Source organism: Leisingera sp. ABM4_101 (assembly GCF_056158725.1).
On sequence record NZ_JBSWTV010000002.1, the window covers coordinates 2,991,693 to 3,004,697 of the forward strand.

Annotated in this window: 9 protein-coding genes and 1 tRNA gene; 5 read left to right on the forward strand and 5 right to left on the reverse strand. The window is 62.3% G+C overall.

The window, feature by feature from the left end; all coding sequences use genetic code 11:
* Positions 1–78 precede the first annotated feature (78 nt).
* Positions 79–1,146, reverse strand: a complete 1,068-nt coding sequence (recA, locus tag ACXAEK_RS15835) for a recombinase RecA (RefSeq protein ID WP_475043342.1) — start codon at positions 1,144–1,146, stop codon at positions 79–81.
* Between the two features lie 192 nt (positions 1,147–1,338).
* On the opposite strand from recA, the gene ACXAEK_RS15840 reads away from it, so the two are divergent.
* Entirely contained in the window at positions 1,339–1,938 is a 600-nt protein-coding gene (locus ACXAEK_RS15840) for a gamma-glutamyl kinase (protein WP_475043344.1), read from the forward strand.
* Between the two features lie 22 nt (positions 1,939–1,960).
* Here the strand turns inward: ACXAEK_RS15840 and ACXAEK_RS15845 are convergent, their stop codons facing one another.
* The 3 genes from ACXAEK_RS15845 to guaB all read right to left on the reverse strand — a co-directional run bounded on the left by ACXAEK_RS15845 (position 1,961) and on the right by guaB (position 7,024).
* Positions 1,961–4,276: an ATP-binding response regulator gene (locus tag ACXAEK_RS15845; RefSeq protein ID WP_475043345.1), complete on the reverse strand. Its 2,316-nt coding sequence runs from the start codon at positions 4,274–4,276 to the stop codon at positions 1,961–1,963.
* A 92-nt stretch (positions 4,277–4,368) separates the two neighbouring features.
* A complete protein-coding gene (locus ACXAEK_RS15850; RefSeq protein WP_475043346.1) occupies positions 4,369–5,544 on the reverse strand; it encodes an RsmB/NOP family class I SAM-dependent RNA methyltransferase in 1,176 nt (391 codons plus the stop codon).
* A 37-nt stretch (positions 5,545–5,581) separates the two neighbouring features.
* Positions 5,582–7,024: an IMP dehydrogenase gene (guaB, locus tag ACXAEK_RS15855; protein ID WP_475045288.1), complete on the reverse strand. Its 1,443-nt coding sequence runs from the start codon at positions 7,022–7,024 to the stop codon at positions 5,582–5,584.
* A 192-nt stretch (positions 7,025–7,216) separates the two neighbouring features.
* Here guaB and ACXAEK_RS15860 point away from each other — a divergent pair, with 192 nt between their 5' ends.
* The 4 genes from ACXAEK_RS15860 (at position 7,217) to ACXAEK_RS15875 (ending at position 11,352) form a co-directional block, all read left to right on the forward strand.
* A complete protein-coding gene (locus ACXAEK_RS15860) occupies positions 7,217–8,383 on the forward strand; it encodes a CaiB/BaiF CoA transferase family protein (RefSeq protein ID WP_475043347.1) in 1,167 nt (388 codons plus the stop codon).
* A 146-nt stretch (positions 8,384–8,529) separates the two neighbouring features.
* Positions 8,530–10,578, forward strand: coding sequence for an ASKHA domain-containing protein (locus tag ACXAEK_RS15865; RefSeq protein ID WP_475043349.1), 2,049 nt, complete (start codon positions 8,530–8,532; stop codon positions 10,576–10,578).
* Positions 10,579–10,651: 73 nt separating this feature from the next.
* A tRNA-Gly gene (locus tag ACXAEK_RS15870) sits at positions 10,652–10,725 on the forward strand.
* A gap of 144 nt (positions 10,726–10,869) precedes the next feature.
* Entirely contained in the window at positions 10,870–11,352 is a 483-nt protein-coding gene (locus ACXAEK_RS15875) for a hypothetical protein (RefSeq protein WP_475043350.1), read from the forward strand.
* Positions 11,353–11,397: 45 nt separating this feature from the next.
* On the opposite strand, the gene pgi is transcribed toward ACXAEK_RS15875, so the two are convergent.
* Complete coding sequence (gene pgi, locus ACXAEK_RS15880) at positions 11,398–13,005, reverse strand: glucose-6-phosphate isomerase (protein ID WP_475043351.1); 1,608 nt, start codon at positions 13,003–13,005, stop codon at positions 11,398–11,400.

The window sequence follows — 13,005 nt, forward strand, 5'->3', positions numbered from 1 at the left end:
AGCGGCATCACCTGCGAAAAAGGGCGCAGCCTTCGCCACGCCCTTTCAATTTCAAAATTTGATCAGATTATCTGGCGCTTAAGCTTCCAGGATGTCATCCGCACCGCCCGTATCCGGACGTTCGAACTCAAGCCCGTGCGCGGCGCGGATCTTGTCTTCGATATCATAGGCAACCGATGGGTTCTCGCGCAGGAACACCTTGGCATTTTCACGCCCCTGACCGATCCGCTCATCCCCGTAGGAGAACCAGGCGCCCGACTTGTTCACGACCCCCGCCGCCACGCCAAGGTCCAGCAGTTCGCCCATTTTTGAGATGCCTTCGCCATACATGATGTCGAATTCAACCTGCTTGAAGGGCGGCGCCACCTTGTTTTTCACAACCTTCACGCGGGTCGAGTTGCCGACCACCTCATCCCGGTCCTTGATCGCGCCGATGCGGCGGATGTCCAGACGGACGGAGGAGTAGAATTTCAGTGCGTTGCCGCCAGTTGTGGTTTCAGGCGAGCCGAACATTACGCCGATCTTCATTCGGATCTGGTTGATGAAGATCACCATGCATTTGGAGCGGCTGATGGAGCCGGTCAGCTTGCGCATTGCCTGGCTCATCAGGCGGGCCTGCACGCCGACGTTGCTGTCGCCCATGTCGCCTTCAAGCTCCGATTTCGGGGTCAGTGCTGCCACCGAGTCAACGATCACCATGTTGACCGCGCCGGACCGCACCAGCGTGTCGGTGATTTCCAACGCCTGTTCGCCAGTGTCGGGCTGCGAAATCAGCAGCTCATCCAGATCGACGCCCAGCTTGGCCGCATACTGCGGGTCCAGCGCGTGTTCTGCGTCGACAAACGCGCAGACGCCGCCCTTTTTCTGCTGTTCCGCAATGCAATGCAGGGTCAGAGTCGTTTTACCGGAGCTTTCCGGGCCATAGATTTCAATGATCCGCCCCATCGGCAGGCCGCCGATCCCCAGCGCGATGTCGAGCCCCAGAGAGCCGGTCGAGCTCGCCTCAATCTCCTGCAGAGCAGTACCATCGCCGAGCTTCATGATCGAACCCTTGCCGAACTGCCGCTCAATCTGGGCAAGCGCGCTGTCGAGCGCCTTTTGCTTGTCACCGCTTACTTTATTTTTCATGGTCAAAAGATCCGCCATAGTCCCTTGTCCTTTTCTATGTGTCACACACCGGGGCGCGCGGCAATCACTGCTTTGTTCACCTCTTGTTCCTTATGAGATCAAAAAGAGAACATTGCAACAAGTTTCTGGTGTACCCACTTCGGGAGCTGGATGTTAATGAGTGGTTTATGGTTAAGAACAAGCAAGCATTTTTACCGGGCAGTTAACGGAATGATGATATTTTTCAAGGAACGGCTGGCACTTCTCTCCGTTCCCAAAACCGGCACCACAGCCTTGAACGCCGCGCTCAGGGACCGGGCCGACCTTGTGATCTCAGGACCTCCGGAGCTCAAGCATTCGCCAGTCTACCGCTACAACCGCTGGATCCGGCCCATGTTCGACAAGGTTTGCAGCGCCGAGCTGGAGCTTGCCGCAGTGATGCGGGAGCCGGTCAGCTGGCTGGGAAGCTGGCACAGATACCGCCAGCGTTCCGCCCTGGATGGCAAGCCGAACTCGACCAAGGGCATCGGGTTTGACGAATTCATTCACGCCTATTGCAAGGGCAAGCCGCCAGCGTTTGCAAACGTTGGCAGCCAGGCCAAATTCCTGAAAGGACAGCCGAATGGCTGTAAAGTCAGCCATTTGTTCCGCTATGAGGATCAATCCGCGCTCATCAGCTTTCTGGAACAGCGCCTGAACACTGAGATCCAGCTGGAGCGCAGGAATGTCAGCCCCCGTGCGGAGGCCGCATTCAGCCCGAAGGCAGAGACCCACCTGCGGCGCAAGCGCCCGGAAGAGTTCGCTCTGTACGAGTTGATACCGGTCAGGTGAGCCCGGCCGCCGCCAGGGCCTGTCAGTGCAGTTGCGCGTGGACCGTTTCTGTCAGCTGGTTCAGTGAAAACGGCTTCGGCAGGAATACCGAATTCGGCACATCCGGCTCCGCCTCGCCAAAGGCGCCCTCAGCATAGCCCGACACGAACACAACGCGGGTGTCCGGGCGCTCCTTGAGCGCTTCGCGCACCCAGCTGGGGCCATCCATGCCTGGCATCACCACGTCGGTCACAAAGACATCTACTGTCAGGCCCGGGTCTTCCAGCGTGCGCAGCGCGTCCTCAGCCAATTCAGCTTCCAGCACCGTATAGCCGCGCATTCTTAACGCCCGGGAGGCAAAAGCCCGCACTGGAGCCTCGTCCTCGACCAGCAGAACCACGCCTTCGCCGTGCTGCGTGGCGACCGGCTTTTCCGCGGTCCCGGCAGGCTGTTCTGCCGCGACCTGTTCTGCCTGCTGTTTGAAGACCGGGAAGAACAGGGTGAATTGGGTTCCGTGACCCTTGACCGAGTTGACGAAAATATAGCCGCCGGTTTGTTTGATGATGCCATAGGCCGTCGACAGCCCCAGGCCGGTCCCCTCGCCGGTCCGCTTGGTTGTATAAAAGGGTTCGAATACTTTCTGCAGCTTATCCGGGGCAATCCCGATACCTTCGTCAGAGACCTTGACCGTCACCCAATCGCCGGCAGGCACCGTGGCCCGGTCGCGTTCCAGCGGTTTGTCCAGTGACACCACTTCGGTTTCAACACGGATTTCACCGCCTTGCGGCATTGCATCCCGTGCGTTCACAACCAGGTTCATCAGCACCTGTTCCAGCTGGCGCTTATCGGCGCGGATCGCCTTCATTACCGGATCGTGGCTGAGTGTCAGCGTCACTTTTTCACCAACCAGGCGGTTCAGAAGATGTGTCAGGTCAGACAGCGTTTCCCGCACATCCAGGGTTTCCGGCTGCAGAGTCTGCTTGCGCGAGAACGCCAGCAGCTGGCTGACCAGCGAGGCCGCGCGGTTGGCGTTCTCATGGATCTGAATAAGATCACCATAGTCCTGATCCCCCTGATCGTGGCGCAACAGCAGCAAATCGCAATGGCCGGAAATCGCTGTGAGCAGATTGTTAAAATCATGCGCCACACCGCCCGCCAGCTGGCCGATCGCCTGCATCTTCTGGCTTTGCACGAATTGCGCTTCCAGGGTCTTCAACTCTGTCGCATCATTCAGAACGGCAATCAGAACCGGCGCGCCCTCTTCGACCACCCGGGTCAGCGTCACCTGCACAAAAACCTCTTTGTCGGCGCGCGACAGCCTCAGGAATTCGGACTTGTTCGGCGCCAGCCCGTCCGCGGTGTCGCGCAGCCAGTCCGACATCGGGCGGCCAAGCCCCTCCATCAGCTGACCAAGCTTCAGATTGGCGCAGCTTTTCACCCCCAGAAGGCGCAGAGCCATGCGGTTGCTGGTCAGGATCTCCCCGGTCGGCGCCACTTTGAGGAAGGGGACAGGCAGCGCTTCCAGCCCGGCCTGCGCGGAGTCAAAGCTGCCTTCATCCATCTCCATCAGGAACAGCTCGCTGCGGCCCTGGGTGCGGTTCTTTTCACTGACCAGAACCTGAACCGGCCCTTTCCTGGTGCTGAGCGTGTTGATCTGCCCCGGCATAACCGGGAGCGCAGGGAACAGCCGGTCGGTGGACTTCACCCGTTCGCCGATCAGGCTGCGGGCAGCTTCGTTCATGAACAGGACGGCGCCCGTCCGGCCGACGGTGATCATCGGAACCGGCATGGTCTCCGCGCCGCGGCCGTTGCCGCCGCGGTCCAGGATATCCTCAACACGCCACAAGAAACTGCCGCCATTCATCTGGTGAACCGCCAGCCGGACATGGCCGCGGCGCGTCACGATGTCCTCGCGCGCGGCGCCATCCAGGCGGGCGCGGCTTTGCATCCGGTAGAGAACCGCAGACGGGTTGGCCAGGATCGACCGCAATGTGCCTGCCAGCGTCTCCCGGCTGCCGTCCTGGAAGCGTTTCACGGCCGCACCGTTACAGGCGTGGATTGTACCGTCTTCATCGGCCACAAAGCTGGGCGTTGCGTCTTTCTCGATAAAACCAGTCAGCAGGTCGGCGGCCATCGCCCGGGCATTCAGCCGCATCCGGGTCTGGATCAGCATCAGAACGGCGACAGCTGCCAGTGTCAAACCAACCATAAGGAAGCCGCGCCCCATCCAATCCGGCAGAGGCAAGAGCCAGGGACCGAACATCAGGACAACCGACAGCAGCAGCGTTGCCGCCAGCCGGGCGTGCTCAGGGGCGTAAACGCGCAGTTCCGGAACGGAAGTTTCTTGGCGACCGGACATTACGGCTCCATGGACAGTGCAAAGTGCCGCCATAACGCGGCGGTTTAGGTTAAAACCACGTTAAGAAAAACAAAGGTTTTCCGGCGGCGACCCTAACAACCGTGCTTTGCGTGCGTCAACACGGCAACAAAGAAACCGTCGGTTCCGTCCTGCACCTGCCAGCCTTTTTGATCCGCCAGGTGCCAGTCGGGGTTTTCATCAGTAAACCGTTGAACCTGCGCGTTGTTTTCTCCATCCAGCATGGAGCAGGTGGCATAGGCCAGAACGCCGCCCGGCGCCGTCAACCGGGCGGCATTACGCAGGATTTCACCCTGAACCCGTTGCAGACCGGCCAGCCCTTCCGCGGTCAAACGCCATTTACCTTCGGGGGCACGCCGCCAGGAGCCGGAGCCTGAACAGGGCACATCGCACAACACCAGGTCAAACGGCCCGCTGCGGGCCAGGTCCGCCGTGTCAAGCAGCCTGACATCAGCCCCCGCCCGCGCGGCGCGCTCCGGCAGGTCCTTCATCCGCCGGGGGTCAGCATCGTGGGCGAAACTCCGGATTCCGGCCTTCGCCGCCATTGCAAGCGTCTTGCCGCCACCGCCGGCGCAGTAATCCAGAACCTTCATGCCATCCCGAAGGGGCAACCGCTCAGCGACCGCTTGGCTTGCCGCATCCTGAAGCTCCACCAAGCCGTCCCGATACGGTTTGGCGTTGCGCAGCTTCCGCGCGCCGTCTGTCACTTCCAAGGCCGTTGCCGCCGCCGGATGCGGCACGGTGGCAATTCCCTCGCCAGCCAAGGCCTGCGCTGCCTGTTCAACGGATCCGCGCGCGGTATTCACCCGCAGATGCACTGGTGCCCTGCTGCGCATCTCCATTGCCGCCGCTTCGGCCTGATCTCCCAGGCTGGCGCTGAAGTCCGGCCACAGCCAATCAGGAATATCCAGTGCCTCGGCCCCTGCCGGCGCGGGCGGCGGAACCCGTTCTGCATCTGTCAGAGGTGCAGGCGCATGGCCCTGTCCGGTAAAGAACTGTTCCGGGTCCTGCCCCGCCTCGCGCAGCGCACCCAGGATCAGGCCGCGGCCGCTGCGGGAACCGCCCAGGGCCGCATGGGACCTCAGGCAGCGCACCGCGTCAAAAACGTGATCACGCACCGCCGCGCGATCCTTGGAACCGGCAAAGCGGCTGCGGCGCCCCCAGGAGGTCAGCGCCTTCTCTGCGGGTTCCCCCGCCAGCACCCGGTCCAGGATTTCGATGGCCGCCTGCAGGCGGGAGGCGGGGGTCATGCCCCTGCCCCATTCTTACGAGCAGCCATCATGGTTCTTAGCCCACCCGGTAGTTCGGCGCTTCGCGGGTGATCTGAACGTCATGCACGTGGCTTTCCTTCAGCCCGGCACCGGTGATGCGGACAAAGTTGCAGTTCTTGCGCATCTCATCCACGGTTGCACAGCCGGTATAGCCCATCGCCGCGCGCAGGCCGCCCACCAGCTGGTGGATCACTGCGTTTGCACCGCCTTTATACGGCACTTGGCCTTCGATCCCTTCCGGCACCAGTTTGTCGCTGGCCGCATCTTTCTGGAAGTACCGGTCAGCTGAGCCGCGCGCCATTGCACCCATTGAGCCCATACCGCGGTAGGATTTGAAGGAGCGGCCCTGATAGAGGATCACCTCGCCCGGGCTTTCGTCAGTGCCGGCAATCATCGAGCCGACCATGGCGCAGGATGCGCCCGCCGCAATCGCTTTGGCAAAGTCGCCAGAGAACTTGATACCGCCATCCGCGATAACCGGCACATCGCCCGCAGCTCCGGCGCAGTCCATGATCGCAGTCAGCTGAGGCACGCCGACGCCTGCCACCATGCGGGTGGTGCAAATGGAGCCCGGACCGATGCCAACCTTGACCGCATCGGCGCCTGCGTCGATCAGCGCGCGGGTTGCTTCACCGGTGGCCACGTTACCAGCAATCACCTGGATGTTGCTGTACTGCGCCTTGATCCGCTTCACTGCGTCGATCACGCCTGCGGAATGGCCGTGCGCGGTGTCCACCACCACAACGTCCACGCCTGCGTCGATCAGCGCTTCCGAGCGCTCATACCCGCTATCGCCGACAGAGCTGGCGGCCGCAACGCGCAGGCGGCCCAGCTCATCCTTACAGGCGGTGGGGTTCAGAACCGCCTGTTCGGTGTCCTTGAGGGTCAGCAGGCCGGTCAGCTTGCCATCCTTGTCAGACACCAGCAGTTTCTCGATCCGGCGCGCCTTCATCAGGGACTTGGCCTCTTCCAGATCAGCCGGTTCCTGCAGCATCGCCAGATTGTCCGAGGTCATCATCACTGAAACAGGCGTGCTGGCGTCGGTGGCAAAGCGCATGTCGCGGTTGGTCACGATGCCAACGACACGGCCGGATCCATCAACAACCGGGAAGCCGGTGACGCGGTAACGCTCCTGCAGCGCCTGGGCATCGGCCAGGGTCTGGTCCGGGGTCAGCGTAATGGGGTTGTAAACAATACCGGACACGAACCGCTTGACCCGGCGCACTTCGCGGGCCTGCTCTTCGGTGTTCAGGTTCTTGTGAATGACGCCCATGCCGCCGGCCTGCGCCATCGCAATAGCCATCCGCGCCTCGGTCACGGTATCCATCGCCGAGCTCAAGAGCGGGATATTGAGGGCGATTGACTGGGTCACCCGTGTGCGCGTATCCGCAGTGTTGGGCAGAACGCTCGACGCGCCTGGCACCAGTAGAACATCATCAAAGGTGAGAGCCTCACGAATTTGCATTGGTCGTCCTCATGCATAACCCCGTTTGGCGGTGACCCTATGGCACAGAAGCATGCGGGTGGAAAGAGGCTGGCGCCAAGAATTCCTGCAGCGCAGCAATTCTTTGGCAGCAGGCTGATCTGGGTCAATGCGAAGCGCGCTGCCGCGGCTATCAGTAAAGCTGCAGCAATGATGCAGGATTTTGCCATGCCCGGCCCCTTGGAAAACATCACCATTCTGGACCTGACCCATGTTCTGGCAGGCCCCTACTGCTCGATGATCCTGTCGGACCTCGGCGCCAGGGTGATCAAGGTTGAACGGCCCGGCACAGGCGACGACACCCGCGCCTTCCCGCCTTTCAAAAACGGCTGCAGCGCCTATTTCGCCACCATCAACCATGGCAAGCAAAGCATCGCGCTGGATCTGAAAGCAACTGAGGACCGGCAGGTGTTCGAACGCCTGCTGGGCCAGGCTGATGTGCTCCTGGAAAACTACCGCCCCGGCGTGATGCAGCGGCTTGGCTACGGCTGGGAAGATTTGCACGCCCGGTTCCCGCAGCTGATCTACGGTGCGGTCTCGGGCTTCGGGCACACCGGCCCAGACGCGTTGAAACCGGCCTATGACATGGTGGTTCAGGCGCGCGGCGGCGTGATGTCGATCACCGGAGAGAAAAACCGCGAGCCTGTGCGGGTCGGCGCCTCCATCGGGGACATCGTTGCGGGCATGTTCCTCGGCCATGGCATCCTCGCCGCGCTTTTGGACGTCCAGAAAACGGGCAAGGGCCGGTTCATCGACGTTGCGATGCTGGACAGCCAGCTGGCCCTCTTGGAACACGCCATCGCCATCACCTCCGTCACTGGCGAAGCGCCGCAGCCCTCCGGCGCGCGGCATCCGTCAATCACTCCGTTTGAAACCTTCCACGCTGCGGACGGGCTGTTCGTGATCGCGGCCGGCAATGACGCCCTGTTTGCCCGGCTCTGCGATGCCTTGCAGCTGCCGCTGGCCGCCGACCCGCGCTTTGCCACCAACCCGGCCCGCTGCGAAAACGCGCGCCTTCTAAAGCGCTTGATCGAAGCGGCGACATTGGATCAGCCTAAGGCCCATTGGATCGCCCTGCTGAGCGAGGCCGGCGTTCCCACCGGCCCGATCCAAACCGTGGATCAGGTGCTGCAAGACCCGCAGATCCTGGCCCGCAATATGGTTGTCGATGTGCTGGACGAGGACGGCTGCCCGGAAAATTTATCGGCCGGCAACCCGATCAAGATGAGCGGCCTGCCGGACCCGGATACCCGCCGCCCCGCCCCTCAGCTCGACGGCAACCGGGCAGAGATTCTGGCGTGGCTTGAGGAAGTTGAGGCACAGGCGGACGGCTGACCGTTCGCCAGGCCTTAAACCGCATTTCAAATTCATCAATTCTTCAAAAATGGCGCCAGCAGGCGGGAAAATGCCGCCCATTGCCTTTCGCTTGCCGCAAAAGCCCATATGCTCCGCCTAAATTGCGGAATGAGAAGGCCACAGGCATGACTGACGAACCCCTCGTTGTGTTTACCCCCTCCGGCAAGCGCGGGCGTTTCCCCGCGGGCACGCCGATCCTGACAGCCGCGCGGCAGCTTGGCGTCGACCTCAATTCGGTCTGCGGCGGCCGCGGGATCTGCTCCAAATGCCAGATCACACCCTCATACGGCGAATTCCCCAAGCATGGCGTCACCGTTGAAGACGGCGCGTTAAGCGAGTGGAACAAGGTCGAACAGCGCTACAAAGACAAGCGCGGCCTGATCGACGGCCGCCGCCTCGGCTGCCAGGCCACCGTGCAGGGCGACGTTGTGATCGACGTGCCGCCGGAAAGCCAGGTTCACCGCCAGGTGGTGCGCAAGCGCGCCGAGGCCCGCGACATCACCATGAATCCCTCCACCCGGCTGTATTACGTCGAGGTGGAAGAGCCCGACATGCACAAGCCCACCGGCGATATGGAGCGGCTGATTGAAGCGCTGGACGCCCAGTGGGACTTGAAGGGCGTCAAGACCGACCTCCATATCCTGAATGTGCTGCAGCCTGCCCTGCGCAAGGGCGGCTGGAAGGTCACCGTCGCAGTGCATCTGGGAGACGAGAACCACCCGCCCAAGATCATGCATATCTGGCCCGGCTACTACGAAGGCTCGATCTACGGGCTGGCGGTCGACCTCGGCTCCACCACCATTGCCGCGCATCTGTGCGACTTGAAATCTGGAGAGGTTGTTGCCTCCTCCGGCATCATGAACCCGCAGATCCGTTTTGGCGAAGATCTGATGAGCCGGGTCTCTTATTCGATGATGAACAAGGGCGGCGACCAGGAAATGACCCGCGCCGTGCGCGAGGGCATGAACGCGCTGTTCACCCAGATTGCGGCTGAGGCGGAGATCGACAAGGCGCTGATCGTGGATGCAGTGTTTGTCTGCAACCCGGTGATGCACCACCTGTTCCTGGGCATCGACCCGTTCGAGCTGGGCCAGGCCCCGTTTGCGCTGGCGACCTCCAACGCGCTGGCACTGCGCGCAGCGGAACTGGACCTGAATATCCACCCGGCTGCCCGCGTCTACCTGCTGCCCTGTATCGCGGGCCATGTGGGCGCCGATGCCGCTGCGGTGGCTCTGTCGGAGGCCCCCGACAAATCCGAAGACTTGGTGCTGGTCGTCGACGTCGGCACCAACGCAGAGATCCTGCTGGGCAACAAGGAGAAGGTGCTGGCCTGCTCCTCCCCCACCGGCCCGGCGTTTGAGGGCGCCCAGATCTCCAGCGGTCAGCGCGCTGCCCCAGGCGCCATTGAACGCGTCGAAATCAACCCAGAGACCAAGGAACCCCGCTTCCGGGTGATCGGCTCCGAGATCTGGTCGGATGAGGTCGGATTTGCCGAATCCATCGCCACCACCGGCATCACCGGCATCTGCGGCTCCGGCATCATCGAGGCGATTGCGGAAATGCGTCTGGCAGGCGTGCTGGACGCCTCCGGCCTGATCGGCTCGGCGGAGCAGACCGGATCCGCCCGCTGCATCCAGGACGGGCGCACCAATGCCTATCTGCTGTGGGACGGCTCCGCCGAGGGCGGCCCGACGATCACCGTCACCAACCCGGACATCCGTGCGATCCAGATGGCCAAGGCGGCGCTCTACTCCGGTGCGCGCCTCTTGATGGACAAATTCGGAGTCGATACCGTGGACCGCGTGGTCCTGGCCGGCGCCTTTGGCGCGCATATCTCTGCCAAGCACGCCATGGTGCTGGGCATGATTCCCGACTGCGTGCTGGATAAGGTCACCTCGGCCGGCAACGCCGCAGGCACCGGTGCCCGCATTGCGCTTTTGAACACCGAGGCGCGCGGCGAGATTGAGGAAACCGTGCGCCGGATCGAGAAAATCGAGACCGCGGTTGAGCCCCGCTTCCAGGAGCATTTCGTGAATGCCTCGGCAATTCCGAACTCGGCTGAACCCTTCCCGATCCTGGAAACCGTCGTCACTCTGCCGCAGGTGAACTTCAACACCGGCGGCGGTGAAGGCGAAGGCGCCGGAGGCGGCCGCCGCCGGCGCCGCCGGGGCTGATCCGGAACCGGCAAGAATTTCGCTGCGGCGCCCTTGACCTTGGCGCCGCAGCGGCATACTCCTGCCTGCACAAGCGGGTATGGTGAAATGGTATCATGCGAGCTTCCCAAGCTTAAGGCGCGGGTTCGATTCCCGCTACCCGCTCCAGCCTTCCATATTTTCCAGACAGTTACCGCGCAACGCGGTGGTCTTCCTTCCTGACTGCTGTACCCGCGCGCTGTCCTGCTGTTTGTGGTAGACTGCCCCGGCAGGCCCGCATGTTTAGGGCTGCCAGTTTGGGAGGGTACCAGTATGACACGCCACTATTTTGCCGCCGCACTCCTGTGCGTCTTCAGCGCCGGAACCGCAGTTGCAGGCACAACCTGGGAACAGGGCGGTACCGGAACCGGCATTGCAAGCAACTCAGCCACGGAAATCGCCGACGGCCACATGGTGATTCAAACCAGCAGCTCCTACGAGAATGTCGAAATGGAAGACGCGGAGCACCCGATGAACGGCGCCGCCGGGCCATGTTTCGGCGCGGTTGAGGCTGCCCCATCCGGTGTCACCGGCGGCGGTATTTGTGCCTTCACTGACAAGGCCGGGGACAAGGTCGTGCTGCATTGGCACGCGGAGGGCATGGATTCATCCGGCGCCCTGACAGGCAGCTGGAAGCTGAGCGGCGGCACAGGGCCTTGGGCCGGGGCGGCAGGCGGCGGCACGTTTTCGTCGCTAACGGACCCGGCAAGCGGAAACTTTGTCAACACGATCACCAGCAGCGTAACGCTGCCCTGATCAGGGCCGCGGGGCGGTCCCGCCCCGCCGCTTCTCAAACCAGCCTCAGTTCCCGGCCCCGCGCACAAAATCCAGCAGAGCACGGGTTGAGCCATCCTTGCCCTCTGCGCTTTTCTCCCCGGCCAGCAAGGGCTCCAACGAATTTGCAAGCTCCTTGCCCAGCTCTACCCCCCATTGGTCAAAGGAGTTGATGCCCAGGATCACGCCCTCAACAAACACCCGATGCTCATAAAGCGCGATGACCTGCCCCAGAATATAAGGCGTCAGCTGCGGGTAGATCAGGGTAGTGGACGGGCGGTTGCCAGGGAATACCCGGTGACGCGCCTGCCGCTCCAGCTCCGCCCCATTGTAACCTGCCTTCCTCATGAGCGCGCGTGCCTGTTCCAGGCTTCGGCCCCGCATCAGCGCTTCGGACTGCGCCAGGCAGTTGACCACCAGCAGCCTGTGGTGCTGTTCCAGCTCCGGTTCATGGCCCTTGGCAGCCACCATGAATTCAGCCGGAACAACAGATGTGCCCTGATGCAGCAGCTGATAAAAAGCGTGCTGGCCATTGGTTCCCGGCTCGCCCCAGACAATCGGCCCGGACGGATAAGGCAGCGGTGCGCCGTCCATCGCCACCGATTTGCCGTTCAATTCCATCTCCAGCTGCTGCAGATAGGCCGGCAACCGCCGCAGCCGCTGATCATAGGGCAGAACGGCCCGCGTCGGGTATCCGCAAACCTGATTGTGCCAAATCCCTGTCAGAGCCAGCATCACCGGCATATTCTGCTGCCAGGGAGCCTCCTGGAAATGGCGGTCCATAGACTTGCCGCCGTCAAGGAACTCACGAAAACGCTCTGGCCCGACCGCCAGCATCAGGCTGAGACCGATCGGCCCCCAGACGGAATAGCGGCCGCCAACCCAATCTTCGAACCCGAACACCTGGTTGCGCGGGATGCCAATGGCCGCGGTCTCCTTTTCCGATGTGGACAAGGCAAAAAACTGGCGTGCCGGCTCGCCGCCGCCGGCCTCGACCCAACGGCGCGCGGTCGCCGCGTTGAGCATGGTTTCGGCCGTGGTGAAGGTCTTGGAGGCAACAATCACCAAAGTTGTTTTAGGGTCAATTCGTTGCAGAATGTCGTGAATGTGGGCGCCATCCACATTGGAGACAAAATGGCAGCGCGGCCCGTCATGATAAGGCGCCAGAGCCAGTGCAGCCATGACCGGCCCCAAATCCGAGCCGCCGATGCCAATATTCAAAACGTCGGTGAACCTGCCGCCAGGCCCGGTTTGCTTGCCAGAGCGGACCCGCTGCGCCAGACGCTCCATCCTGCCCAGCGTTGCGCGCAATGGTGCCCGGATGTCTTCGCCACCGACCAGCAGCTCCGCCCCGCCGGGATCGCGCAACGCGGTGTGCAATACAGCCCGCTGTTCGGTTTCGTTGATTACGCCGCCCTGAAACATCGCCGCGAGGCGGTCTGCAACGTTCTGACGCTCGCACAAGGCCGCCAGTTCCGAACGCACGCCGGCTGTGATTTGCGTCTTGGAATAGTCGAACAGCAGGTCTTCAAACCGCACGCTGAAATCTTTTGCGCGACCGGGATCCTGCTCGAACAGGTCAACAATACTGCCGCCGCACGTGTTTGCGCGCAGCGCCTTCAAAGCTTCAAACAT

What these genes read in the sequence shown, in the direction of transcription:
- recA (WP_475043342.1), bottom strand. Translation starts at nt 1,146, where the DNA reads ATGGCGGATCTTTTGACCATGAAAAATAAAGTAAGCGGTGACAAGCAA.
- ACXAEK_RS15840 (WP_475043344.1), top strand. Translation starts at nt 1,339, where the DNA reads ATGATGATATTTTTCAAGGAACGGCTGGCACTTCTCTCCGTTCCCAAA.
- ACXAEK_RS15845 (WP_475043345.1), bottom strand. Translation starts at nt 4,276, where the DNA reads ATGTCCGGTCGCCAAGAAACTTCCGTTCCGGAACTGCGCGTTTACGCC.
- ACXAEK_RS15850 (WP_475043346.1), bottom strand. Translation starts at nt 5,544, where the DNA reads ATGACCCCCGCCTCCCGCCTGCAGGCGGCCATCGAAATCCTGGACCGG.
- ACXAEK_RS15860 (WP_475043347.1), top strand. Translation starts at nt 7,217, where the DNA reads ATGCCCGGCCCCTTGGAAAACATCACCATTCTGGACCTGACCCATGTT.
- ACXAEK_RS15865 (WP_475043349.1), top strand. Translation starts at nt 8,530, where the DNA reads ATGACTGACGAACCCCTCGTTGTGTTTACCCCCTCCGGCAAGCGCGGG.
- ACXAEK_RS15875 (WP_475043350.1), top strand. Translation starts at nt 10,870, where the DNA reads ATGACACGCCACTATTTTGCCGCCGCACTCCTGTGCGTCTTCAGCGCC.
- pgi (WP_475043351.1), bottom strand. Translation starts at nt 13,005, where the DNA reads ATGTTTGAAGCTTTGAAGGCGCTGCGCGCAAACACGTGCGGCGGCAGT.